Origin of the sequence: Brevundimonas sp., assembly GCF_036399195.1 — a bacterium.
Lineage (GTDB): Bacteria > Pseudomonadota > Alphaproteobacteria > Caulobacterales > Caulobacteraceae > Brevundimonas.
In genome coordinates this window covers 1-21,760 of record NZ_DASWNO010000289.1, presented here as the reverse complement: position 1 = coordinate 21,760, position 21,760 = coordinate 1, and the positions used below count along the sequence as shown (strand labels likewise).

The window sequence follows — 21,760 nt, the reverse complement described above, 5'->3', positions numbered from 1 at the left end:
CAAACCTGTGTCGAGGAAGGGCAGACCGTAGAGCTTGGCCAGCCGCGCCGCGATCGTGCCCTTGCCCGAGGCGGCCGGGCCGTCGACGGAGATGATAAGGGGTTTAATCAGAACTAGCCCCTCCTGGGACACCGGGCATCGCCAACTAAGCCGACGCCTAGCCCCTGCGCCGCGCCGCGCACAAGCGCCGTGTCGCTAAAACGAGCGGTCAGGGGAGCCTATCGCCAGCCGATCGGGGCTGTGAAAGCCATCCCAGGGCACTTACGCCGAAGAATGTCCCCAGAACCACGGCCGGGAGAAGGCCCCGCAGCATGACGACTTCCTTGAATTCCTTGGGGTGCGCCTCACGGACCACTCGATAAAAGCCGAAGTCGTTCACTTCGAAGCCGCGCGCTTCGACAATGGAAACATAGCGCCTTTTCGTTTGCCGCCATGTCTGGCCGTCCCTCAGGTCGACGAACGAGCCGCCCACCCAAATCGCCAACGCACATCCCCAGAACAGGGTCGCCGCGCGAAGCGTCTGTCGCGGCGACCACTTTGACTGGCTACGAGACGCCGTCATCCGATCTCGCTCCCCAGTCCCCGCATCAACTCGACAAATCCGGGAAAGCTCGTCGCAATCATCTCCGGCTCATCCACCGAGACGGGCTGATCCGCCGCCAGACCGAGCACCAGATGGCTCATGGCGATGCGGTGATCGCCATGGGTGGTCACGCTCGCGCCGCCGCGGACCGGGCCGCCGGTGACGGTGAAGCCCTCCGGCTCCTCCTCCACGGCGACGCCGCAGGCCCGCAGGCCGGCGACCATCAGGACGATGCGGTCGCTCTCCTTGACGCGCATCTCGCCGACGCCGCGCATGACCGTGGAGCCCTCGGCGAAGGCGGCCGTCGCGGCGAGGATCGGATATTCGTCGATCATCGACGCCGCCCGTTCCGGCGGCACGGTCACGCCGGTCAGGGCGGAATGACGCGCCGTGACCTCCCCCACCTCTTCCCCGCCGGCCATGCGGCGATTGGAGACCGTCAGGTCGGCGCCCATCTCGCGCCAAGTCTCGAACAGACCGGTGCGGAGCAGGTTCAGCATCACCCCCTCGACCCTGACCTCGGAGCCGGGAACGATCAGAGCCGCCGCCAGCGGGAAAGCCGCCGACGACGGGTCGCCCGGCACCGCTATGGCCGTTGCGGTCAGGGCCTGACCACCCTTCAGGGTGACGATCCAGCCGTCGCCCGCCCGCAGCATCCCGACCTCGGCGCCGAAGGCGCGCAGCATCCGCTCGGTGTGATCCCGGCTCGGCGCGGGCTCGCTGACGGTGGTGACGCCGACGGCTTCCAGTCCGGCCAGCAGGATGGCCGACTTTACCTGCGCCGAAGCCACGGGTTGGACGAAATCGATCGCCGACAGCGACCCGCCCTCAATTTCCAGCGGCAGCCGATCTTCCTCGCCGAGCCACCGGAACCCGGCGCCCATATCAGCCAACGGTCCAGCGACCCGCTTCATCGGCCGCTTCCTGAGCGACGCGTCGCCATCGAATGTCGTCCTGATCGGATAGCCCGCCGCCGCGCCCATCAGCAGTCGCACCCCTGTGCCGGCGTTGCCGCAGTCGATCACGCCGGCGGGCTGCGTGAACCCGCCCCGACCGGTGATCCGCCAGCGGCCCTCGCCGAGCCGTTCGACCCCGGCGCCGAAGGCCTCGACGGCGCGGGCGGTGGCCAGCACGTCGTCGCCCTCCAGCAGCCCCTCGATGTTGGTGACCCCGGTCGCCATGGCGCCGAGGATCAGGGCGCGGTGTGAGATGGACTTGTCGCCCGGCGCCCGCACCACGCCGGACAGCGCGGAGGCGCGTCGGGCAGTCAGGGCGGAGGCGATCGGCACCCGGCGGGCTCCAGACAGGTCAAGCGGCGCGGGCGGCGCGAGAGATGGCTTTTGACAGCGGCCCCCCATGGTGGCAAGGGACGCGCCCGATTTCCCACTCCCGCCAAAGGTCTTTCACCGTGGCCAATCCCGAACTGGGCCAGAAGCAGGTCTGCCCGAACTGCCAGGCCAAATTCTATGACCTGACCCGCCGTCCGGCCCACTGCCCCAAATGCGACACCGAATTCGATCCGGAAGAAGCGCTGAAACTGCGCAACCGCCGCGGTCGCCCGGCCGGTTACGCCGCCGACGCGCCTGAAGAGGACGCCGAGGACCAGGTCGAGAAGAAGGCCGCCGGTGACGACGAGGACGAGGAAGAAGCCGTCGTCACGCCCGAGATCGATGAGGAGGGCCACGAGCCCATCCTGACGCCGGACGACGACGACGAGGCCCCGGTCGACCCGGCCGAGGAGCCCGGCATGGGCGAGGCGACCGACGACGACGACGTCCTGGCCGACGACGATGACGACGACTCCGTGCCCTTCATCGAGGACGAGGACGACGACGCGTTCGACGACGACATCGTCAAGGGCGGCAAGGACGAAGACTGATTTTCGGCCGGTCCGGGGCCCCTCGCGGCGACTCCGGACAGGCTGAAAATAAATGGCGGGACCGGGCTTGATCGCGATCAGGCCCTGACATAGGTTCCGCCGCCTCGCCGGGGGGGCGTTTCTCCACCGACGATCCGACCGACGGGCTGCTGGCCCAAAGGTTCGGGGCTTTAGCTCAGCTGGTAGAGCGCTTGCATGGCATGCAAGAGGTCAGCGGTTCGACTCCGCTAAGCTCCACCATCGAAGGCCCCGCGGGAAACCGCGGGGCCTTCGTCCCATCCGGACCCCGTTGATCTGCGCGCTTCTCCGCCCCATCTGGGAGTCATGGCCGGCGCCCTGCCGATGACGGGGGGCGCGGACGGCTGCAGGCCTGCTTCGGGGGCGAGAGACATGACCACGCGCACCATCCTGTTCGACAGCCCCTTCCTGCTGGGTTTCGACCATACGCGGGCGATGATCGACCGGGCCGCCCGCGCCGCGGCCGACAGCTATCCGCCCTACAATGTCGAGCAACGCGGTGAGAACGCGGTGCGGATCAGCCTCGCGGTGGCGGGCTTCGGCCCCGACGATCTGGCGATCACGCTGGAGGGCCGTCAGCTGACCATCGCCGGCAGGCGCGAGCCGTCTGAAAAGGCCGACCAGGCCTTCCTGCATCGCGGCATCGCCGGGCGGGGCTTCGTCCGCAGCTTCGTTCTCGCCGACGGGCTGGAGGTCGAGCAGGCCCGGCTGGAGCACGGGCTGTTGCACGTCGATCTGATCCGGCCTGACAGCGTCGCGACAGTCAGGACCATCCCGATCACCACGGGCTGAGACACTCAATCTGCCGGTCGCCGCTATCGGGGCCGGACCCAATCGCCCGCTCAGGGCGTTAGTCAAGCGTAAGGAGGCGGTCGTGATGACGCCGATGTTGATGACCAACGAAGATTTCCAGGGGCTCGGAGCCCCCGACCTTGTCTATGTGCGGGAAATCCGCGCCAGCGACGTGCTGGCCGACGTGATCCCCGAGGAGACCAAGGGCCTGCAGATCGATCCCGAGGCGACCCTGTTCGCCGTCCATGCCGCCGACGGCGAACGGCTGGCGGTGATGATGGATCGCGAGACGGCCTTCGCCGCCGCGGTCGCTCACGAGCTGGAGCCGGTGTCGGTGCACTAGGGTCCCAACAGCCTCCGCAATTACGGACCCCGTCATTCCGGGGCCGCGTCCAGCGCGGCCGGGCGTGGACCCCTAGATCCAGAGGTCCGGACTCCCCGACAGCGGCTCAGAATTAGTCCGCGCCCGGTCTCCTGGACGCCGGGTCCGCCCGCGGCCCCGGACGGACGACTTGCAATTGTTCAGGCCGCGGTCGCGGGCGCTCCGTCCCGGACGAATAGGGCGCGGATGGCGTCCGGGGTCCGGGCCTGACGCAGTTGCTCGCGCATCTCCGGCGCCCGCAGCGCCCGCGATATCGCGGCGAGGGCGCGCAGATGCCCCGCTCCGTCGCGCGGAGGGGCGAACAGGGCGAAGATCAGATCGACCGGTCGGTCATCCACTGAACCATAGGCGACCGGCGTCTCGAGCCGCATGAAGACCGCCGAGACGCGGTCCACCCCGACCAGCCGCGCGTGCGGCACCGCCACGCCCGAGCCAAGGCCTGTCGAGCCGAGGGCCTCGCGCTCCAGAAGGGCGTCCATGATCCGGTCTTCGGGGAGTCCGAGCGTGGCCGCGGCGGCCTCGGCCACGGCGTGCAGGGCTTGGCGCTTCGACGAAGCGCCGCCGCGCAGCACCACGCCGCCGTCCGCCAGCAAGTCACCGATGTCCATTCAGGCGTTCCCGACCATACCCACTCGTCCCGACGGGCGGGGGCGCTTTAGACCACCCGCTTCCGTTGGGGAAGCCTATCCGCCGCCGTTGACCGGACCGTGACCGTTCGACGACTTCATCGTGCGTTCCGGATCGATCCAGCCGACGTTGCCGTCCGGCCTTCGGTAGACCACCGAGATGCCGTCGTGGGCGGCGTTGCGGAAGACGACCACCGGATAGCCGGTCATGTCGAGCTCGGCCACCGCGCGGCCGACCGTGATGGTGCGGATTTCGGTCTCGGTCTCGGCGATGACCATGCCGACGGGCGGCGGCTCGTCGGGACGGCCGGCGTCGCCGAAGTCCTCGTCCTGAACAGAATCGGGGTCGCGCAGCACGATGCTGCGGGCCACTTCGCGCGCGGCGTCTTCCGCCTTTTCGGGCGACAGGCCCTTGGGACCGATATGGTGGTCCTTCAGCCTGCGCTTGTAGCGGCGGACCCGCTTCTCAAGTTTCTCGAGGCTCTCGGTGAAGGCGGAATGGGCGTCGGCGCTGAGGCCCGAGGTGAAGACCACCTGGCCCGACGCCAGGCGGACCCAGCAGTCGACCTTGAAGCTGTGGCCTTCCTTGGCGACGATGACCTCGGCGTCCTGGGCCCCTCGCTCGAAATACTTGCCGATCCCGTCTTGAAGTTCCTGGGAGATGCGCGAGCTTAACGCGTCGCCGACATCCACGTGCTTGCCGCTGACTTGGATTTGCATACCCACAGAACGCGACCGAACGCGGAAGGTGTCAACGCCGATCACCGAATTGTGGTGACGCTTCGCCGGGGGAGGGGTGGGGCAGCGCCGCCTTCAGCGCCGCCCCTCCGTCACGCCCCGAAGCCGCGCCGCGCACCTCCCCACGGGTGGGGAGGAGAAAGACGGCCCGTATCCTCCCCATGAAATGGGGAGGGGGACCGCGAAGCGGTGGAGGGGGCGGCTCGGTGTCCGCGGGGATCACCCCGTCCTCAGCATCCGCTTGCGCTCGACTGAGGACGGTATCCGCAGCGCCTCGCGGTACTTCGCCACCGTCCGGCGCGCGATGTCGATGCCCGTCTCCTTCAGTATCTCGACGATGCGGTCGTCGGACAGGATGTCGCCGTCGCGCACCTCGCCGTCGATCATCGCCTTGATCCGGTGCCGCACGGCCTCGGCCGAGTGGGTGGCCCCGCCGTCCGACGACTGGATGGCGGCGGTGAAGAAGAACTTCAGTTCGAACACCCCGCGCGGGGTCGAGACGTATTTGTTCGAGGTCACCCGGCTGACGGTCGACTCGTGCATGCCGATGGCGTCGGCCACGGTCTTGAGGTTCAGCGGCCGCAGGAATTCGACGCCGAAGGCGAGGAAGGCGTCCTGCTGGCGCACGATCTCGGACGACACCTTCAGGATCGTCTTGGCGCGCTGGTCCAGCGACTTCACCAGCCAGCTGGCTTGGGCGGCGCAGTCGGCGACGAAGGTCTTCTCGGTCTCGGAGCGGGCGCCGGCGACGACCACGCCGTGATAGCGCTTGTCCATGATCAGGCGCGGCAGGGTGTCGGCGTTCAGCTCCACCTTCCAGCCGCCGGCGGGATCCGCCCGCACATGGACGTCGGGGATCACCGTCTGGGCCGGCTCTCCGCCGAACCCCGCGCCCGGACGCGGCGTCAGGGCCTTCAGCTCCGCGATCATCTCGGCCATGTCCTCGGCGTCGACGTCGCAGGCCTTCTTCAGCGCGGTCAGGTCGCGGCGGGCCAGCAGGTCCAGATTGTCGAGCAGGCATTCCATGGCCGGGTCGAACCGGTTGCGCTCGACCAGCTGCAGCTTCAGGCATTCCGGCACCGAACGCGCCATCACCCCGGTCGGCTCAAAGCCGTGGCAGGTCGTCAGCACCGCCTCGACCCGCTCCAGCGGCACGCCCAGCCGGTCGGCGACCTCGTTCAGATCGCCGCGCAGATAACCGCCCTCGTCGACCCCGTCGATCAGCGTCAGGGCGATGGCGTGGTCGGCGGACGAGAAGCCCGCCTGCGACGCCTGCGCCTGCAGGTGCTCCCACAGGGTGGCCTCGCGCGTGTCGGGCTGCTCCCGCCCCTCGCCGTCCGGCAGGCCGCCGCCGGATCCGGCCCGCGACCAGTCGTTGAGCCCGACCTGGGCCTCGCCGGTCCCGACGTCCTCCATGCGGTCGGAGGTGCGCTCGCCCGGACTGGCGTCGCCGTAGACGTCGTCGGAACGGGCGTCGAGCGCGCGGTCGGCGTCCTGCACCCGGCCCTCGTCGAAGGTCATCTCGGCGGCGTCGGGGCTGTCGGCGGAGGCCGCGCTCTCGATCTCTCCGCCGGGCTCGGCGTCCTCGCGCTGCAGCAGCGGGTTCTTCTCCAGCTCGGCCTCAACGAAGGCGTCAAGCTCGAGATTGGACAGTTGCAGCAGCTTGATCGCCTGCTGCAGCTGGGGGGTGATGACCAGCCCCTGGCCCTGCCTGATCTCCAGCCTCTGCCCGAGCACCGCGTCGTCCCCCGCCGTTCAGGACCAGAGTGGCCCGAAACTTGCTAAGGCGACCTTGTCGCCGAACCAGTTAACGGCGTTCTAAGCCGGGGGCTGGCTCGCAGGGCGCGCCGTACCTATATCCATGACAGCGTTGCGCCTCTCTCGGTAGGTATCGCCTGAGAGACTCGTGTGCTCCCGCCTTGGCTGGAGCACCCCATGCCGCGCTTTTTCATGCACCTGGTCGACGGCGTCGATCGCATCCTCGATCCCGAAGGCGTGGAGATGCCGCGCGAGGCGGTCGAAGGCTATGCCCTGCGCTGCGCCCGGGACTGCATCGCCGGCGATGTCCGCAGAGGCGACATCGACTTCAGCTACCGCATCGAGGTTCGCGACGAGGCCGACCGGCTGGTGCACCGGCTGGAGTTCAAGGACGCGGTGACCATCATGACCGCCCCGAGAGTCAGGCCGGGCACCGCATCCTCCAGGTCGGGCTAAATCCGCGCCGTCCGTAGGCGTCCTTTACTCCGGCGAGCGGATCGGCAAGCCTCGGCCCGTTGCGAGAGGAATCCCATGCGCCTGATCCCCACCGTCCTGTTTCTGCTGGCCCTGCCCGGCGCCGTCATGGCCCAGACCACGCCCGCCGAGCGCACGATGATGCAGACCGTCACCGCCGAACAGGACCGCCACGTCGCCCTGCTGGAGCGGATGGTGAACCAGAACAGCGGCACCCTCAACCTGCCCGGCGTCCGGGCGGTCGGCGAGATGGTCAAGGCGGAGCTGGAGCCGCTCGGCTTCGAGGTCCGCTGGGTGGACATGGCGGAGACCGGACGCGCCGGCCACCTGATCGCCACGAAACCGGGACGCGGCCGCAACGTGCTGCTGATCGGCCACCTGGACACGGTGTTCGAGCCGGACAGTCCGTTCCAGACCTTCCGGCGCGAGGGCGACCGCGCCATCGGACCCGGCGTCGGCGACGACAAGGGCGGCGTGGTGGTCATCATCGCGGCCTTGCGCGCCATGCACGCGGCGGGGACGTTGTCCCAATCGTGCGTGACGGTCGTGCTGACCGGCGACGAGGAGCGGCCGGGGTCTCCCATCGCCGTCGCCCGCAAGGACCTGATCGCGGCCGGACGCTTCGCCGGCTGGGCGCTGGAGTTCGAGAACCTAGCGGCGGAGGACGGGCAGGATTTCGGCACCATCGCACGGCGCAGCTCCTCCAGCTGGACCCTGACCACCGAAGGCCGCACCGGCCACTCCAGCGGGGTGTTCAACGACACGCTCGGCTATGGCGCGATCTACGAGATGGCGCGCATCCTCGACGGCTTCCGCCGCGAACTGCCGGAGCCGAATCTGACCTACAACGTCGGGGTCATCGCCGGGGGCACGCCGGCCGAGATCGACGCCGACGGCTTCCGCGTCTCGGCCTCCGGCAAGACCAACATCGTCGCCTCGACCGCCGTCGCGCGCGGCGACCTGCGCACTCTGACGCCGGAGCAGGACGCGCGGGTGCGCGAGCGGATGCAGGGCATCGTGGAACAGCACCTGCCGCGCACGGAGGCGGAGCTGGCCTTCTCGGAGGACGGCTACCCGCCCATGGCTCCGACCGAGGGGAACCGCGCCCTGCTGGCTCGGCTGAACGCCGTCAACCGCGACCTCGGCCTGCCGGAGATGGCCGAGTACGACCCCGCTCGACGAGGCGCGGCCGACAGCGGCTTCGTCGCGGCCGACGTCGACACGCTGGGCGGGCTCGGCATGGCCGGCGGCGGCGCCCACGCCGAGGGCGAATGGGCCGACCTGACCAGCCTCGAGCGTCAGGCCCAGCGCGCGGCGGTGCTGATCACGCGGCTGAGCACAGGACCGCGCTGATCGGCTGGCTTGTCATCCCGGACACGCGCAGCGTGATCCGGGACGGCCAGATAACTCAGCTCCGCGTCCCGGAAGCTGCGTCAGCAGCTATGTGCGACGCGTCCGGACATGAATCCTCACTGTCCGGACAGCTCCGTGCTTGAGCAACAGCCTTTCGGAGCCGTGGATTGGCGCATGACCCCATCCATCGCCTCCGCCTCCGCCCCACTCCGAGCGCCCTTCTTCCGTGACGCCATCGACCTGATCCGCACCGTGGGCGCCGGGCTGCTGATCGCCATGCTGCTGCAGACCGTGGTCGCCCAGCCCTTCACCATCCCGTCGTCGTCGATGGAGCCGGGGCTGGTGACCGGCGACTATGTGGTGACGTCGAAATTCGCCTACGGCTGGAGCCGAGCCTCGCTGCCGTTCGATCCGCCGCTCGGCTCCGGACGGCTGTTCGGGCGCGCGGCCGAGCGGGGCGACGTGGTGGTGTTCCGCCTGCCGCGCGACCGTCAGCAGGTCTGGGTCAAGCGGGTGATCGGCCTGCCCGGCGACCGGGTCCGGGTCAGCAGCGGTCAGGTGTTCATCAACGAGCGAGCGATTCGGCGCACCGATCTGGGCGTCACCCGGGATCACGACGCGCCCGATCGCACGGTCAACCTCGTGCGCGAACGTCTGCCGGACGGCCGCGCCTACACCACCTACGACGGCGGCTCGGACCCCGGCGACGACACGGAGACGATCGTAGTCCCAGCCGGCCAGTACCTCGTCATGGGCGACAATCGCGACAACTCGCTGGATGGCCGCTGGCCGCGCGAGGTCGGCGTCGGGCTGCTGCCGGCGGAGAACATCGTCGGCCGCGCGGAATGGGTCGTCGCCTCATGGAAGTCCGGCGCCGGCCTGTTCAAGCCGTGGACGTGGTTCAAGCTGCACTCGGACCGGTTCTTCGTCAGGGTGCTGTAGACCTACACTCGTCCTTCCGGGGCCGCGTAGCGGAACCCGGAACCCAGGAGACGGGGCTCCGTCCGCAGGCGGGTCGGGCGCCGAGCTCAATCTCTGGATTCCGGGTTCTGCGCCGGCTGCGCCGCCACAGCCCCGGAAGGATGGTCGGGTGGGCGCGTCTGCTAGCGTCGCGCGAACTCGGCGGGTGTGAGCATCCCGTTCCCGTCGCGGTCCAGCGTCTCGAACGCCGCCTCGTCGCCCGCGCTCGTCTGCGCCAGGGAGGGCGCGGCGGCCGCGCCGATGGCCAGTCCCGCAACGGCGGCGGCGAGCGTCTGCCAGGCTCGAAGTCGGTTTCGGGCGCGAGCCCGGCCCGCCAGTTCGCTGTCGATGAACAGGCGCACGGCCTCGCTGGCGGTCTGTCCCGTCTCTCGGCACCGGGCCATGAAGGCGGCCTTGGCGTCGTAGGGGAGACGGACCTCGAGGGTCTCGCTCTTCTTCGGCGGTCTGATACGGGCCATGCGCGGTCTCCTGTCAGGAGCAGGAGAACCCGATGACGGGCCGGACGCCAGTGAATTATCGGAAAGGCGGGCCTCAGCCGTACATGTCGCCGAGGTAGACGCGGCGCACTTCAGGATCGCGGATCACGTCCTCGGCCCGGCCCTCGAAAAGCACCGAGCCGGCCGAGATGATCGAGGCGTGGTCGATGATCTCCAGCGTCTCCCGCACATTGTGGTCGGTGATCAACACGCCGATGCCCTGTCCGGCCAGATAGCGGATCACCTGGCGGATGTCGGCGATAGCCAGCGGATCGATGCCGGCGAAGGGCTCGTCCAGCAGCATGAAGCTGGGTCGGCTGGCCAAGGCCCGCGCGATTTCGCAGCGCCGCCGCTCGCCCCCCGACAGCCCCGCCGCCGGGGCGTGGCGCAAATGGTCGATGCGCAGTTCTTCCAGCAGCCGGCGCGTCTCGTCGGCGATCGCTTGCTGGCCCGAATGGTGCAGCTCGACCACCGCCTTGACGTTCTGCTCGACCGTCATGCCGCGGAAGATCGACGCCTCCTGCGCCAGATAGCCGAGCCCCATCCGGGCGCGCTGGTACATCGGCTGGGCGGTGATGTCCTCGCCGTCCAGCCAGATCGTGCCCGAGTCCGGCGGGATCAGGCCGGTGATCATGTAGAAGCAGGTGGTCTTGCCGGCGCCGTTGGGACCCAGCAGGCCCGCGACCTGCCCGCGCTCGACGTGCAGGGAGACGTCGCTGACGACCTGACGCTGGCCGAACGCCCGGGCGATGTGCTCGACCCGCAGACCCTTCGGGCGCGCCGGGGCCGCCGCCGTCTCCGCCGGGGCCTCGTTCACATTAAGGGCTGAGAGTTCCTTGCGCGCCAATGTCGGTCCGGCCCGAAGGCTCAGTTCCCGCTGTTTTGGGGATAGAAGACGCCGCGGATGCGCCCGTTGGCCGGACCTTCCATGCGCGCGGCCTCGGTGCGGGTGTTGTACACCAGCCGGCCGCCGGTCAGGACGTTCTGGCCTTGGGTCAGGATCACGTCGCCGGTCACGACCACTTCGTTGCTGGCCAGGGTGTAGACCGCGCGGTCGCCGCGCATGGTCTGGTCGGGAGTGACGAAATAGACGTTGCCCGACGCCTCGACCCGCCGCAGGTCGCCGTCGCTGACGAAGCCGTTGATGGCGTCGGCGCGCAGCCGGTTCCTGCCCTGAACCACCTCGGCGCGACCGCGCAGGGTGAAGCCGGCGGGGGTGTATTCGCCCGCGTCCGCGCCATAGGCGACGGCCTCGCTGCTGGAGCCGGGCGTCTGGGCGCTGACGGGGATGGCCGCCAGCATCAGGGCCGCCGTCGCCGCGCCGAAGGAGGTTTTCATGCTCATCTGTCCGAACCCGCCGGGTTGATGGTCCCGCGCATCTTGTTATCGCCCGAGCCCCTGAACACGACCCGTTCGCCCTGTTCATGGATCACATAGGACGAAGCGGAGATGGTTCCAAGCGGACCCGCCCCCTGCACCCCCTTCGAGCCGGTGATCACGCCCGTCGCCGTGTCGACCACGGCTTCGGGGGTGGTCAGGGTGAAGCCCGACCCACCATCGGAGATGCGGACGTTCGGCCCGATCGTCACGGTCTTGGCTGTCTGGTCGTAGGTGCCGCCGTCGGCGGTCATGGTGGTGACCTTGCGGCCCCCCAGGTTCAGCCGCAGCGCGGGGCCGACCAGCCGGAACTGGCCGGTCTGCGGATCGCGGATCGCCCCGCGGGCGCTGATGATGAAGCTGCGGCCCTCGGCGTCCTGGCCGTGGAACATCGGGTTGTCGAGGCGGATCTCGCGGCTGGTGCCGGCTTTGCGCTCGACATCCGACATCACGCTCCGCAGCACGATCCAGCTGATCGTCCCGCCGGCGAGCACCACGATGGCGATGGGCAGGATGCGCCGGAGCAGCTGGACCCGGCGCGAACGGGCGCGGAAGGCGGCGGCGGTGGCGGCCACCCGGGCCTCGTCGGCCTGATCGCGCGTGTCGGTCCCGGGCTCGGCCATCAGCTATGCGCGAAGATGTCCGTCTCGTCCCAACCGGCGAGATCGAGGGCGCAGCGGTCGGGCAGGAAGTCGAAGCAGCGGCGCGCCAGGTCGGCGCGGCCCTCGCGCTCCAGCATTTCGTCCAGCCGAACCTTGGCCGCGTGCAAGTGCAGCACGTCGGAGGCGGCGTACTCCAGCTGGGCGGGCGACAGCTCGGCGGCGCCCCAGTCGCTGGACTGCTGGGTCTTCGACAAGTCGACGCCGACCAGTTCACGCACCACGTCCTTCAGCCCGTGGCGGTCGGTGTAGGTGCGCGCCAGCTTGGAGGCGATCTTGGTGCAGTAGACCGGCCGCGTCTCCACCCCGAGGTGCAGCTGGAACATGGCGATGTCGAAGCGGCCGAAGTGGAACAGCTTCAGCACCGCCGGGTCGGCCAGCAGCCGCTTCAGGTTCGGACAGTCGTAGTCCGGCCGGTTCAGCCGCAAGACATGGGCCTCGCCGTCGCCGGCCGACAGCTGGACCACGCACAGCGGATCGCGTCGGAACCGGAGCCCCATGGTCTCCGAGTCGATCGCCACCACGGGCCCGAGATCGAGGTCGTCGGGCAGGTCGCCTTCATGGAAATGGATCGTCATGGGCGCATCGTCTCAATCAGCTTGGCCTTCAAGTAGCGCGAGGCGATGGCTGTGTCTCCTCCCGGGGGCCGACCCCGGGTGGTTAGTGGTTAGTGGTTAGTGGTTGATGCGGTCTGGCCAGCTCTCAGCGTTCAGCCGGCGGTGATCCAGCAGCCACTAACCACTAGCCACTAACCACCGCCGCCGCCGCCGCCGCCAAAACAGAAACGGCGCCGCTCCATCCGGAGCGGCGCCGTTCAGAAGATGGTGCCCAGGAGAGGACTCGAACCTCCACGACATTTCTATCACTGGCACCTGAAGCCAGCGCGTCTACCAATTCCGCCACCTGGGCCCAGACGTTTTCGCGTCGGAACGCGCTTCCGTCCGGAAGGCGCGGACCCTTAAGGCAGCCCCCCCGGCGGGTCAACAGGGATTTGTCGCCTTTGCGTTGCGGGTCTCGCGGCCATCGTCTAATCCCGCCGCAGCGCGGGTCCGCCCGCCCCGCCGTCGTCCGCTGGAGTCCCTGTCATGAGCGAAGTCGCCCCCGGCCTTGTCACCGTCTTCGGCGGCTCCGGCTTTGTCGGCTCCCAGGTGGTGCAGGCGCTGGCGCGACGCGGCTGGCGGGTGCGGGTCGCCGTCCGCAATCCCAAGCGCGCCTGGAAGCTGCAGACCGCCGGCAACGTCGGCCAGATCCAGTCCTTCCGCTGCGACGCGACCCAGCCCGAACAGGTCGCAGAGGCGCTGGTTGGGGCCGAGGCCGCCGTCAACCTGATCGGCATCCTCTATGAGTCCGGCCGCCGCACCTTCCACGCCATGCACGTCGACACCGCGCGCAACATCGCCGAGGCCTGCGCCGCCGGCCGCGTCGACCGGCTGGTCCACATGTCCGCCATCGGCGCCAGCCCGGACAGCGAGTCGGACTACGCCCTGTCCAAGGCCGCCGCGGAGATGTCGGTGCGCGAGGTCAAGCCGGACGCCGTGATCATCCGCCCGTCAGTCGTGTTCGGTCCCGGCGACGACTTCCTCAACCGCTTCGCCCAGATGGCGCAGTATGCGCCGGCCCTGCCTCTGATCGGCGGCGGCCAGACGAAGTTCCAGCCGGTCTATGTCGGCGACGTGGCCGAGGCCGTCGCCCGCGCCGCGACCCTGGCCGAGGCGGCGGGGCGGACGTTCGAACTGGGCGGCCCGGCGGTGATGACCTTCGAGGACGTGCTGAAGCTGGTGCTGCGCGAGACCTACCGGGACAATGGTCTGGTCCCGCTGCCGTTCTTCGCCGCCCGCGCCATCGGCTCCATGGCCCAGTTGAGCGCGGCCGTCGGCATCGCGCCGGTGCTGACCCGCGATCAGGTCATCCTGCTGGAGAGCGACAACGTCGTCGCCGATGGCGCGGAAGGCCTCGCCGAGCTTGGGATCGAGCCGACCGGCGTCGAGGCCATCGCCCCCGGCTACCTGTGGCGCTACCGCCGCGGCGGCCAGTTCGCCGAACCGAAGGCGGCTTGATCCTCACTCGTCGTTCCGGGGCCGCGCAGCGGAACCCGGCTGCGCCGCTCCAGCCCCGGAAAGACGGGGCGCCTGAGGACTGCCGCCCCTAGGCCAGCCCCCCCGTCAGCGCCAGCCCGGCGAGACCGATGAGCCCCACCGCGATCCGCCACCAGGCGAAGGGGGCGAAGCCGTGCCGGCTGACGAAGTCGAGCAGGAAGCGCACCACCGCAAGCGCGGTCACGAAGGCCACCAGAAAGCCGAGCGCGATCAGGCCCGCGTCGCTGAAGTCCAGTCGGTCCCAGCTCTTCAGCAGGTCGTAGGCGACGGCGCTGCCCATGGTCGGCAGGGCCAGGAAGAAGCTGAATTCAGCCGCCGACCGCTTGTCGGTGCCCAGCAGCAGGCCGCCGGCGATTGTGGCCCCGGAGCGGGACACGCCCGGCACCATCGCCAGGCACTGGAACAGGCCGATCAGGAAATAGACCCGCAGCGGATACCGGTCGGCCTCAAGAAAGGTCGGGACCTTCTTCATCCGGTCCAGCCAAAGCAGCAGGACGCCGCCGACGATCAGGGCCACGCAGATCACCAGGGGCGTCTCGAACAGCACCGTCTTGATGAAGTCGTAGGCGAAAAATCCGATCACGACGGCGGGGGCGAAGGCGACCAGCAGGCCGATCAGAAATCGGCGCGCGTCCGGATCGAACGGCCAGCGCGTCGCCAGCGTCCACAGGCGCTTGAAGTAGACGCTTATGATGGCCAGCAGGGCGCCCAGCTGGATGACGATCTCGAACGTCTTGCCGGTGCTCTCGAAGCCGAGGAAATGCCCCAGCAGGAGCATATGCCCGGTGGAGGACACCGGAATGAACTCGGTCAGGCCCTCGACCAGCCCCAGAATTATCGCCGCGATCCAGTCCGCCACGCACGTCCCCTGACTGTGGGGCGTCCACGCACCGCCCTGCTGTCGGTCCCCTTAGCGCACGCGCGGGCCGATAGGCGAGCCGTTCCTGCGACCTCTCGACCACGGGCGGCCCTCCGCCCCGGCCTTGGCATGGGCGCGGCTTTCCGCGACAAGACGCCGATGACGACGCCTCCCGCCGCCGCCCCGCGCGCCATGGACGATCCGCGTATCGCGAGCCGCGCCGTCACGCGCCTGTCGGTGGGCGTGGCCATCGCGTTGATCGTGCTGAAGGCGTTCGCGCTCGGCGCCTCCGGATCCGTCTCCATCCTCGCCTCGCTGACCGACTCGACGCTTGATCTGGTCGCCTCGCTCGGCGTCTTCTTCGCCGTCCGCTGGGCCGCCGCGCCCGCCGACGCCGAGCACCGCTTCGGCCACGGCAAGGGGGAGGCGCTGGCGGCCTTGGTGCAGGCGGGACTGATCTTCGCCTCGGCGCTGTTCATCGGCTGGGAGGCCGTTCAGCGCATCTTCGACCCCCGCCCCGTCACCTCCGGCTACTGGGCCGTACTGGTCATGCTGATCTCCATCGCGCTGACCGGCTGGCTGGTGTGGATGCAGGGACGGGCGCTGAAGCGCGAGAGCTCCATGGCCGTCGAGGCGGACCGGGCCCACTACGCCGCCGATCTGGCCGCCAACGGCGTGGTCCTGATCGGGGTGATCTCCGGCGCCTTCCTCGCCGCGCCGGGCCTCGACGCGGCCGCCGGCCTGGTCGTGGCGGTCTGGCTGTTCTGGGGCGCGACCAGCGTGCTGCGGACGGCGGCGGACCACCTCGTCGACAAGGCCCTGCCTGAGAGCGACCGGACCGCGATCACAACGACCGTGTTGGCCGATCCCCGCATCACCGGCGTGCACCAGCTTCGCACGCGCATGTCCGGGTCGACGATGATGATGCAGATGCACGTAGATCTCGATCCGGCTCTGACGCTGGTGGCCGCCCACGCCATCATGGCCGAGGCCGAGGCCCGGCTGCTGACCCGCTGGCCCGGGGCCGACGTTCTGATCCACCCCGACCCGCGAGGCCGTCCGGCGCCCCCAGCCGCTTCCGAACCGGCGGGCGAGGCGGCGCCGGGAGGCCCATCTTCGTCAAAAGGCCCTTGGTCCTGAGGCGTGGCTAACGCGGGCTTAACGCCCTTCCGTGCATGAACCCCGAATGTCGGCCTGCGTCCTGTATCATTTCGCCTTCGATCCGGGCTCCCGCGCCGCGCGCCTTGCCCTGGGCGAAGCGAAACTCGCGTTCACCGAGACGCCCGTCCGCCCGTGGGAGGACGGCTGTCCCGTCGCCGACCTGAACCCGTCGGGCATGCCGCCGGTGCTGAAGGTGGAAGAGGCAGGCAGGACGCTGACCCTGTGCGAACCGGCCGCCATCCTGGGCTGGCTCGAGGATCGCTCGGCCGAGCCCTTCCTGCTGCCGGCGGACGCCGCCGACCGCGCCGAGACGCGGCGGCTGGTGGGCTGGTTCGATCGCCGCTTCACCGACGAGGTCAACGCGGTGCTGCTGCACGAGCGGATGGAAAAGCCCCTGCTCCGCCTCGGCGCGCCCGAAGCCCGCGCGCTACGCGCGGGACGCGAGTCCCTGCGGGCGCACCTGACCATGCTGGAACATATCCTGGCCGCCCGCGACGCCCTGTCGGGCCGGCGCATGGGCCAGGCCGATATCGTCGCCGCCGCCCACCTGTCGGTGCTCGACTATTTCGGCGAGGTGACATGGGCGACGTGGCCGGGGGTCAAGACCTGGTACATGAAGCTGAAATCCCGACCGAGCTTCCGCCCCCTGCTGACGGACCGCTTCCCGGGCGTGGCGGCCGCCGCCTGGTACGCCGATCTGGATTTCTGATCGCAACTAATCCCGTCATCCTCGGGCTTGTCCCGAGGACCCATGGTAAGAGGCGCACGAACCCTTCCGTCCGGTCACCACTCGTGCCTCACCCCAACCGTCATCACCGCCGCCGGAATGGGTCCTCGGGACAAGCCCGAGGATGACGGATTCGGAAAAGGACCTCATTCGCACCGCGGCCTCAGCCCTGGGGTTCGAAGCCTGCCGCTTCGCCTCGGCCTCCGAGCCGTGGTCCGCGGGCGAGCGGCTGGCGCATTTTGTCGAGGCCGGCCGACACGGCGAGATGGGCTGGATGGAGACGACGCTGGAGCGCCGGGCTCACCCAACCGCCATGTGGGACGGCGCCCGCACCGCGATCGTCCTGGGGCTGAACTACGGACCCAAGACGGATCCCCTGCCGGAGATGGCCGACCGGGGCGCCGGCTACATCTCGGTCTACGCGCGTGGCGACGACTATCACGAGGTCATCAAGGGCCGGCTGAAGACGCTCGCCGGACAGATAGCGGCGCGCACGAGTCAGGAGGTGAAGGTCTTCGTCGACACCGCCCCCCTGATGGAGAAGCCGCTGGCCCAGCGCGCCGGCCTAGGCTGGCAGGGCAAGCACACCAACCTGCTGAGCCGCGACCACGGCAGCTGGCTGTTTCTCGGCGTCATCCTGACGGCGGCGGAGCTCGAGCCGGACCCGCCCGAGGGCGACCACTGCGGGACCTGCACCGCCTGTCTCGACGCCTGCCCGACCGCCGCCTTCCCCGCTCCGTTCCAGCTCGACGCCCGGCGCTGCCTGTCCTATCTGACGATCGAGTTCGCCGGCCCTTGGCCCACCGAGTTCAGGGCGGCGACGGGCAGCCGCATCTACGGCTGCGACGACTGCCTGGCGGTCTGCCCCTGGAACAAGTTCGCCGCCGCGGCGCGGGACGCCCGGCTGCAGGCGCGCGACGCGCTGGTGTCGCCCCGCCTCGCCGATCTGGCGGCGCTGGACGACGCCGCCTTCCGGGCCCTGTTCTCGAAGAGCCCGGTCAAGCGCATCGGCCGCGACCGCTTCGTGCGGAACGTCCTTTACGCGATCGGCAACAGCGGCGACGTCGGGCTGATCCCGGTCGCTGAACGCCTGCTGGACGACCCGGCGCCGGTTGTGCGCGGCGCCGCGGTCTGGGCGCTGTCGCGGTTGGTGGGGGTGGAGGGGTTTGCTGAGTTGCGCCTGTCCCGCCTGACGCAGGAGAGGGACGAGGCCGTCCGGAGCGAGTGGAGCACATAAGTCTCTCCCTCCACCTTGTGGGGAGGGTACTCGCCGCGCAGCGGCGAGGGGGTTGGGGGCGCTTCGGCGACGACCCGGCGCTCTCTTCGCCGAGCCCTCCCGACCCGGTCGCTGCGCGACCACCCTCCCCACAAGGGGTAGGGAGAACGCGACCTGGCCTCGGCCGAGGCCTACCCCCTCCCCACCGGGCCGCCGCGCTCGCCGCCCGGGGCCCTGGCGATGTCGAGCAACTGAATCCGGAAGATCATCACCGAGTTCGGCGGAATGCCCGGGCGCGCCTGCACGCCATAGCCGAGCGCCGGCGGCACATAGACGATCCACTCGTCGCCGACCTGCATCTGCTGCAGGGCGTCGGTCCATCCCGGAACCACGTCGCCCACGGTGAACACCGCGGGCTGGCCGGACTGGAACGAGCTGTCGAACACCGAGCCGTCGATCAGCGTGCCCTCATAGTTCACCCGAACCAGATCGTTGCGATCCGGCGACTCGCCGACTGGCGGACCCGACTTCAGCACCTTGTACTGCACCCCCGACGGCAGGGTGCGGACCCCCTCGGCCTTGGCGTTGGAGGCGAGGAAGAACTCGGCGGCTCGCAGGTTCTGCGCCGCCGCCTCGCTCGGAGGCGTCGGCTCGCGCCCGCACGCGGCGGTACCGGCAAGCAAGGCCGCGGCCCCCAGAGCCGCGACGCCCCTAACCCATCCGTAGCGCATAGCCGGCCTCTTCCAGTCCAAGTCTTATTTCGTCCGCGTGGGCGGCCCCACGGGTTTCGACCATGATGTCGAACTCGGCACCCTTGGCCGGCACGTCGAGCGCCAGCCGGTTGTGCACCACGTCGATGATGTTGCCGCCCAGGCCGCCGATGACGGCGCTCATCTTGGACAGCATGCCGGGCCGGTCGTCGCCGAGGATGCGGTAGACCACCATCTTCTTCTCGCGCACCAGCTCGCGGTTCAACACCACGGCCAGCATGCGCGCGTCGATATTGCCGCCGCACAGAACCAGCCCCACCTTCATCCCCTTGAACCGCTCCGGATAGGCCAGCAGCGCCGCCAGGCCGCCCGCGCCCGCGCCCTCGGCGACGGTCTTCTCCAGCGTGGCGTAGTAGGCGACGGCCGTTTCGAAATCGGCCTCCTGACAGACCAGCACGTCCTCGATCAGCGGATCGGCGATGGCGAACGGGATGTCGCCGACAGCCTTGATGGCGATGCCCTCGGCGATGGTCTGGCCGCCGCATTTCGGCGTCTCGCCCCGGCGTTTGGCGCTGAACGAGGGGTACATGGCCGCCTCGACGCCGAACACGCGAATGTCCGGCTTCATGGCCTTGGCCGCCACCGCGCAGCCGGCGATGAGGCCGCCGCCGCCGATCGGGATCAACAGCGCTTCGATATCGGGCGCGTCCTCGAGCAATTCGACCGCGCAGACGCCCTGTCCGGTGACGATGCCGACGTCGTCGAAGGCCGAGATGAAGACGAAGCCGTCCTCGTCGCGCAACCGGTGCGCCTCTTCCGTCGAACCAGTGAAGTCGAGACCCTTGATCACCACGGTCGCGCCGTGGGCCCGGGTGCCGTCGGCCTTCACGAAGGGCGTCCCCTCCGGCATGACGATGGTGACCGGCACGCCCAGCCGGGCGCCGTGATAGGCCAGCGCCTGGGCGTGGTTGCCCGCGCTGGCCGCCACCACGCCGCGTCGGCGCTCGTCCGGGGTCAGCGACAGCAGCCGGTTCAGCGCCCCGCGTTCCTTGAAGCTGCCGGTGAAATGCAGGTTGTCGAACTTCACCCAGACCTCGGCGCCGGTCAGCTGCGACAACCGCCTCGAATAACGTGTCGGGGTCCGGTCGACCTGACCCGCGATGCGGTCCCGGGCCGCCAGAATGTCGTCAAACGTGACTGTCATGAGCGTTCCCTCACCCGATCTGCGCCGGGTCCGTGCGCGCTTTTGGCCCACGGCGCCGCGGCTCGCAACCTTGACCTTCCCGATGCGATGGGCGTCTCATCGCGCAAGCCGCCGTTCGCGATGGAGAACCCCATGTCCGCCCGCTCTCTGATCTCCGTAGTGGCCGTCGCCGCCGCCCTCGCCGGCTGCGGAACCGTCAGCCCAGACATGTATGGGGGGCGCTATGGCGCGCGGCCGGCCGCCACCGCGTTCGAGCCGCGAGACTTCGCCTGGTCCGCCACCGACGGCCGGGCCTCCATCGACGGTCGGGTCGATTACCGCCGCAATGGGCAGGTCTTCAACTGCACCGGCTCCGTCGGCCTGACGCCGGACACGCCCTACACGGCCGCCCGGTTCAGGACGCTGTACGGCTCGACCGACCGGGCGGCCGTGCCCGAGGCCGTCGTGCGCGCTCGCACCGTGCCAGACCCCAACGCCGACTACCGCGCCTTCGTCCGCCAGACCCAGTGCAGCGACAACCGCTTCCGGTTCGACAACCTGCCCGACGGCTCGTGGTTCATCATCACCCCGGTCAGCGCGGGCGGCGACCGGATCGTGCTGATGCAGCGGGTCTCGACCCGCGGCGGCCGGGTGTCGGTCACGCTTTAGGCGGCGATCCCCATTCATCCGATCACGGAAGGGTGGGTTAACGGCGTTCGCCATTGTTTCGCCTTTTCGGCACGGCTTCGCTCTCCGTGACCCGCACGGGGCGGTGGATCAGGGAGCGCGCACTCATGTCCCAGCACAATATTTCCGGCTCGGAAGTCTTCGGGCCCAAGCCGGGCGTCATGCTGCGTTCGGTCAAGACTTCGGGCCTGCGCCGCCAGCGCGCCGCCCGAACGCTGACGGCCTTCATCGCCGGCGCGGTCGTGGCCGTGGTGGGCGGCGCCGTGGCTATGGCCGCCGTGTTCGGGCCCACGCTGTTCGGCTAGGCCTCAGGCCAGCCACACCATCCTGCGCGTCTCGGCCTCGGCGTTGCGGGCGCGGCTGAATCCCTTCCGCACTTCGCCGGTGTAGAGGAATCCCGCCTTTTCCAGTACCCGGCCCGAGGCCGGATTGTCCGAGAAATGCCCGGCCGTCAGCGCCCGGCGCTTCCACGCCTTCGACGCCCAGACCATCGCCCCCTGCAGCGCCTCCGTCGCATAGCCCCGGCCCCAGAACGGGCGCGCGATCCAGTAGCCGACCTCGGGCGCCGGGTCGGCGTCCTCGAACAGGCCGATCACGCCGACCGGCCCGTGGTTTTCGTGCTCGATCAGGAAGGTCCGGGCGCGGGCGGGATCCTGCGTCGCCACGCGCAGCACGAATTCCTCGGCGTCCGCGACGCCGAACGGGTGCGGCATCCGCAGCGTCATCCGCGCGATGGCGGCGTCGTTGGCCAGCGTGGCCAGCCGGCTGACATCCTGGGCGCCCGGGCTGCGCAGGGCGAGGCGGCGGGTCTCGACGACGGGGGCGGGTTCGATCACGCACATGGCGGGCCTCGGTCTTCTCGCCGCCTCCTTGGAGGGCTCGGGCGGCTTCGAGGCGGGGAACGAAAACGGGGAGCCTGGTGATCCAGACTCCCCGCGGAATAATTCCCTGGTCCGGATCGCGGCTCTCGAGCCTTGCGCGATCCGGGTTTCAATCGGTGTTCGCGCTACTCGGCGGCCATCGGC

At 69.6% G+C, this 21,760-nt stretch carries 26 protein-coding genes and 2 tRNA genes; 13 read left to right on the top strand and 15 right to left on the bottom strand.

The features are described from left to right. Nucleotides 1–96, bottom strand: a 96-nt coding sequence (locus VGB60_RS12715; RefSeq protein WP_331038617.1) for a (d)CMP kinase, incomplete at its 3' end; no start/stop codon positions are given. A 462-nt stretch (nucleotides 97–558) separates the two neighbouring features. Then, nucleotides 559–1,866: a 3-phosphoshikimate 1-carboxyvinyltransferase gene (aroA, locus tag VGB60_RS12710; protein ID WP_331038616.1), complete on the bottom strand. Its 1,308-nt coding sequence runs from the start codon at nucleotides 1,864–1,866 to the stop codon at nucleotides 559–561. 125 nt (nucleotides 1,867–1,991) lie between these two features. Here aroA and VGB60_RS12705 point away from each other — a divergent pair, with 125 nt between their 5' ends. The 4 genes from VGB60_RS12705 to VGB60_RS12690 all read left to right on the top strand — a co-directional run bounded on the left by VGB60_RS12705 (nucleotide 1,992) and on the right by VGB60_RS12690 (nucleotide 3,615). Continuing rightward, nucleotides 1,992–2,462, top strand: coding sequence for a TIGR02300 family protein (locus tag VGB60_RS12705; protein ID WP_331038615.1), 471 nt, complete (start codon nucleotides 1,992–1,994; stop codon nucleotides 2,460–2,462). 164 nt (nucleotides 2,463–2,626) lie between these two features. Continuing rightward, nucleotides 2,627–2,702, top strand: a tRNA-Ala gene (locus tag VGB60_RS12700). 150 nt (nucleotides 2,703–2,852) lie between these two features. Next, nucleotides 2,853–3,272, top strand: a complete 420-nt coding sequence (locus VGB60_RS12695; RefSeq protein WP_331038614.1) for an Hsp20 family protein — start codon at nucleotides 2,853–2,855, stop codon at nucleotides 3,270–3,272. A gap of 85 nt (nucleotides 3,273–3,357) precedes the next feature. Continuing rightward, a complete protein-coding gene (locus VGB60_RS12690) occupies nucleotides 3,358–3,615 on the top strand; it encodes a DUF1150 family protein (RefSeq protein ID WP_331038613.1) in 258 nt (85 codons plus the stop codon). A gap of 179 nt (nucleotides 3,616–3,794) precedes the next feature. Here the strand turns inward: VGB60_RS12690 and VGB60_RS12685 are convergent, their stop codons facing one another. The 3 genes from VGB60_RS12685 to rpoN form a co-directional block, all read right to left on the bottom strand. Then, nucleotides 3,795–4,262 (bottom strand): PTS sugar transporter subunit IIA, encoded by a 468-nt coding sequence (locus VGB60_RS12685; RefSeq protein WP_331038612.1) that lies wholly within the window; start codon nucleotides 4,260–4,262, stop codon nucleotides 3,795–3,797. A gap of 75 nt (nucleotides 4,263–4,337) precedes the next feature. Further along, nucleotides 4,338–5,000, bottom strand: coding sequence for a ribosome hibernation-promoting factor, HPF/YfiA family (hpf, locus tag VGB60_RS12680; protein WP_331038611.1), 663 nt, complete (start codon nucleotides 4,998–5,000; stop codon nucleotides 4,338–4,340). 237 nt (nucleotides 5,001–5,237) lie between these two features. Beyond that, entirely contained in the window at nucleotides 5,238–6,755 is a 1,518-nt protein-coding gene (gene rpoN / locus VGB60_RS12675; RefSeq protein ID WP_331038610.1) for an RNA polymerase factor sigma-54, read from the bottom strand. Nucleotides 6,756–6,953: 198 nt separating this feature from the next. Here rpoN and VGB60_RS12670 point away from each other — a divergent pair, with 198 nt between their 5' ends. From VGB60_RS12670 to lepB, 3 genes are all read left to right on the top strand, one after another. Continuing rightward, nucleotides 6,954–7,232 (top strand): DUF6894 family protein, encoded by a 279-nt coding sequence (locus VGB60_RS12670; RefSeq protein WP_331038609.1) that lies wholly within the window; start codon nucleotides 6,954–6,956, stop codon nucleotides 7,230–7,232. Nucleotides 7,233–7,307: 75 nt separating this feature from the next. Then, nucleotides 7,308–8,603: a M20/M25/M40 family metallo-hydrolase gene (locus VGB60_RS12665; RefSeq protein ID WP_331038608.1), complete on the top strand. Its 1,296-nt coding sequence runs from the start codon at nucleotides 7,308–7,310 to the stop codon at nucleotides 8,601–8,603. Between the two features lie 174 nt (nucleotides 8,604–8,777). Continuing rightward, entirely contained in the window at nucleotides 8,778–9,545 is a 768-nt protein-coding gene (gene lepB, locus VGB60_RS12660; protein WP_331038607.1) for a signal peptidase I, read from the top strand. A 161-nt stretch (nucleotides 9,546–9,706) separates the two neighbouring features. Here the strand turns inward: lepB and VGB60_RS12655 are convergent, their stop codons facing one another. The 6 genes from VGB60_RS12655 to VGB60_RS12630 form a co-directional block, all read right to left on the bottom strand. After that, complete coding sequence (locus VGB60_RS12655) at nucleotides 9,707–10,042, bottom strand: hypothetical protein (RefSeq protein WP_331038606.1); 336 nt, start codon at nucleotides 10,040–10,042, stop codon at nucleotides 9,707–9,709. Nucleotides 10,043–10,115: 73 nt separating this feature from the next. Next, entirely contained in the window at nucleotides 10,116–10,877 is a 762-nt protein-coding gene (gene lptB / locus VGB60_RS12650; RefSeq protein WP_331038605.1) for an LPS export ABC transporter ATP-binding protein, read from the bottom strand. Between the two features lie 50 nt (nucleotides 10,878–10,927). After that, the gene (locus VGB60_RS12645) at nucleotides 10,928–11,398 is read right to left on the bottom strand and encodes an LptA/OstA family protein (RefSeq protein ID WP_331038604.1); all 471 of its coding nucleotides are present in this window, start codon (nucleotides 11,396–11,398) and stop codon (nucleotides 10,928–10,930) included. A 2-nt stretch (nucleotides 11,399–11,400) separates the two neighbouring features. Then, nucleotides 11,401–12,060, bottom strand: a complete 660-nt coding sequence (lptC, locus tag VGB60_RS12640) for an LPS export ABC transporter periplasmic protein LptC (RefSeq protein ID WP_331038603.1) — start codon at nucleotides 12,058–12,060, stop codon at nucleotides 11,401–11,403. Further along, nucleotides 12,060–12,674 (bottom strand): ribonuclease D, encoded by a 615-nt coding sequence (locus VGB60_RS12635; RefSeq protein WP_331038602.1) that lies wholly within the window; start codon nucleotides 12,672–12,674, stop codon nucleotides 12,060–12,062. Before VGB60_RS12635 ends, lptC begins: the two co-directional genes overlap by 1 nt. A 244-nt stretch (nucleotides 12,675–12,918) precedes the next feature. Further along, nucleotides 12,919–13,005 (bottom strand) — tRNA-Leu (locus VGB60_RS12630). Between the two features lie 176 nt (nucleotides 13,006–13,181). On the opposite strand from VGB60_RS12630, the gene VGB60_RS12625 reads away from it, so the two are divergent. Further along, a complete protein-coding gene (locus tag VGB60_RS12625; RefSeq protein ID WP_331038601.1) occupies nucleotides 13,182–14,153 on the top strand; it encodes a complex I NDUFA9 subunit family protein in 972 nt (323 codons plus the stop codon). Nucleotides 14,154–14,241: 88 nt separating this feature from the next. On the opposite strand, the gene VGB60_RS12620 is transcribed toward VGB60_RS12625, so the two are convergent. After that, nucleotides 14,242–15,051, bottom strand: a complete 810-nt coding sequence (locus VGB60_RS12620) for an undecaprenyl-diphosphate phosphatase (RefSeq protein ID WP_331038600.1) — start codon at nucleotides 15,049–15,051, stop codon at nucleotides 14,242–14,244. Nucleotides 15,052–15,210: 159 nt separating this feature from the next. Between VGB60_RS12620 and VGB60_RS12615 the strand changes: the two genes are divergently transcribed. The 3 genes from VGB60_RS12615 to queG all read left to right on the top strand — a co-directional run bounded on the left by VGB60_RS12615 (nucleotide 15,211) and on the right by queG (nucleotide 18,176). Further along, nucleotides 15,211–16,191 carry a cation diffusion facilitator family transporter gene (locus VGB60_RS12615; protein ID WP_331038599.1) on the top strand — a complete coding sequence of 327 codons (981 nt, stop codon included), beginning with the start codon at nucleotides 15,211–15,213 and terminating at the stop codon, nucleotides 16,189–16,191. Nucleotides 16,192–16,237: 46 nt separating this feature from the next. Continuing rightward, nucleotides 16,238–16,921 carry a glutathione S-transferase family protein gene (locus tag VGB60_RS12610; RefSeq protein WP_331038598.1) on the top strand — a complete coding sequence of 228 codons (684 nt, stop codon included), beginning with the start codon at nucleotides 16,238–16,240 and terminating at the stop codon, nucleotides 16,919–16,921. Nucleotides 16,922–17,063: 142 nt separating this feature from the next. Continuing rightward, a complete protein-coding gene (gene queG / locus VGB60_RS12605; RefSeq protein ID WP_331038597.1) occupies nucleotides 17,064–18,176 on the top strand; it encodes a tRNA epoxyqueuosine(34) reductase QueG in 1,113 nt (370 codons plus the stop codon). Between the two features lie 170 nt (nucleotides 18,177–18,346). Here the strand turns inward: queG and VGB60_RS12600 are convergent, their stop codons facing one another. Together VGB60_RS12600 and VGB60_RS12595 are read right to left on the bottom strand one after the other, a co-directional pair. After that, nucleotides 18,347–18,838 carry an FKBP-type peptidyl-prolyl cis-trans isomerase gene (locus VGB60_RS12600; protein WP_331038596.1) on the bottom strand — a complete coding sequence of 164 codons (492 nt, stop codon included), beginning with the start codon at nucleotides 18,836–18,838 and terminating at the stop codon, nucleotides 18,347–18,349. A gap of 28 nt (nucleotides 18,839–18,866) precedes the next feature. Then, nucleotides 18,867–20,069, bottom strand: coding sequence for a threonine ammonia-lyase (locus VGB60_RS12595; protein ID WP_331038595.1), 1,203 nt, complete (start codon nucleotides 20,067–20,069; stop codon nucleotides 18,867–18,869). A 132-nt stretch (nucleotides 20,070–20,201) separates the two neighbouring features. On the opposite strand from VGB60_RS12595, the gene VGB60_RS12590 reads away from it, so the two are divergent. Next, nucleotides 20,202–20,717 carry a hypothetical protein gene (locus VGB60_RS12590; RefSeq protein ID WP_331038594.1) on the top strand — a complete coding sequence of 172 codons (516 nt, stop codon included), beginning with the start codon at nucleotides 20,202–20,204 and terminating at the stop codon, nucleotides 20,715–20,717. A 125-nt stretch (nucleotides 20,718–20,842) separates the two neighbouring features. After that, complete coding sequence (locus VGB60_RS12585) at nucleotides 20,843–21,040, top strand: hypothetical protein (protein ID WP_331038593.1); 198 nt, start codon at nucleotides 20,843–20,845, stop codon at nucleotides 21,038–21,040. Between the two features lie 3 nt (nucleotides 21,041–21,043). Here the strand turns inward: VGB60_RS12585 and VGB60_RS12580 are convergent, their stop codons facing one another. Then, a complete protein-coding gene (locus VGB60_RS12580; protein WP_331038592.1) occupies nucleotides 21,044–21,577 on the bottom strand; it encodes a GNAT family N-acetyltransferase in 534 nt (177 codons plus the stop codon). Nucleotides 21,578–21,760 lie beyond the last annotated feature (183 nt).

What these genes read in the sequence shown, in the direction of transcription:
- VGB60_RS12695 (WP_331038614.1), top strand. Translation starts at nt 2,853, where the DNA reads ATGACCACGCGCACCATCCTGTTCGACAGCCCCTTCCTGCTGGGTTTC.
- VGB60_RS12690 (WP_331038613.1), top strand. Translation starts at nt 3,358, where the DNA reads ATGACGCCGATGTTGATGACCAACGAAGATTTCCAGGGGCTCGGAGCC.
- VGB60_RS12685 (WP_331038612.1), bottom strand. Translation starts at nt 4,262, where the DNA reads ATGGACATCGGTGACTTGCTGGCGGACGGCGGCGTGGTGCTGCGCGGC.
- hpf (WP_331038611.1), bottom strand. Translation starts at nt 5,000, where the DNA reads ATGCAAATCCAAGTCAGCGGCAAGCACGTGGATGTCGGCGACGCGTTA.
- VGB60_RS12670 (WP_331038609.1), top strand. Translation starts at nt 6,954, where the DNA reads ATGCCGCGCTTTTTCATGCACCTGGTCGACGGCGTCGATCGCATCCTC.
- VGB60_RS12665 (WP_331038608.1), top strand. Translation starts at nt 7,308, where the DNA reads ATGCGCCTGATCCCCACCGTCCTGTTTCTGCTGGCCCTGCCCGGCGCC.
- lepB (WP_331038607.1), top strand. Translation starts at nt 8,778, where the DNA reads ATGACCCCATCCATCGCCTCCGCCTCCGCCCCACTCCGAGCGCCCTTC.
- VGB60_RS12655 (WP_331038606.1), bottom strand. Translation starts at nt 10,042, where the DNA reads ATGGCCCGTATCAGACCGCCGAAGAAGAGCGAGACCCTCGAGGTCCGT.
- VGB60_RS12645 (WP_331038604.1), bottom strand. Translation starts at nt 11,398, where the DNA reads ATGAAAACCTCCTTCGGCGCGGCGACGGCGGCCCTGATGCTGGCGGCC.
- lptC (WP_331038603.1), bottom strand. Translation starts at nt 12,060, where the DNA reads ATGGCCGAGCCCGGGACCGACACGCGCGATCAGGCCGACGAGGCCCGG.
- VGB60_RS12635 (WP_331038602.1), bottom strand. Translation starts at nt 12,674, where the DNA reads ATGACGATCCATTTCCATGAAGGCGACCTGCCCGACGACCTCGATCTC.
- VGB60_RS12625 (WP_331038601.1), top strand. Translation starts at nt 13,182, where the DNA reads ATGAGCGAAGTCGCCCCCGGCCTTGTCACCGTCTTCGGCGGCTCCGGC.
- VGB60_RS12615 (WP_331038599.1), top strand. Translation starts at nt 15,211, where the DNA reads ATGACGACGCCTCCCGCCGCCGCCCCGCGCGCCATGGACGATCCGCGT.
- VGB60_RS12610 (WP_331038598.1), top strand. Translation starts at nt 16,238, where the DNA reads ATGTCGGCCTGCGTCCTGTATCATTTCGCCTTCGATCCGGGCTCCCGC.
- queG (WP_331038597.1), top strand. Translation starts at nt 17,064, where the DNA reads ATGACGGATTCGGAAAAGGACCTCATTCGCACCGCGGCCTCAGCCCTG.
- VGB60_RS12595 (WP_331038595.1), bottom strand. Translation starts at nt 20,069, where the DNA reads ATGACAGTCACGTTTGACGACATTCTGGCGGCCCGGGACCGCATCGCG.
- VGB60_RS12590 (WP_331038594.1), top strand. Translation starts at nt 20,202, where the DNA reads ATGTCCGCCCGCTCTCTGATCTCCGTAGTGGCCGTCGCCGCCGCCCTC.
- VGB60_RS12585 (WP_331038593.1), top strand. Translation starts at nt 20,843, where the DNA reads ATGTCCCAGCACAATATTTCCGGCTCGGAAGTCTTCGGGCCCAAGCCG.
- VGB60_RS12580 (WP_331038592.1), bottom strand. Translation starts at nt 21,577, where the DNA reads ATGTGCGTGATCGAACCCGCCCCCGTCGTCGAGACCCGCCGCCTCGCC.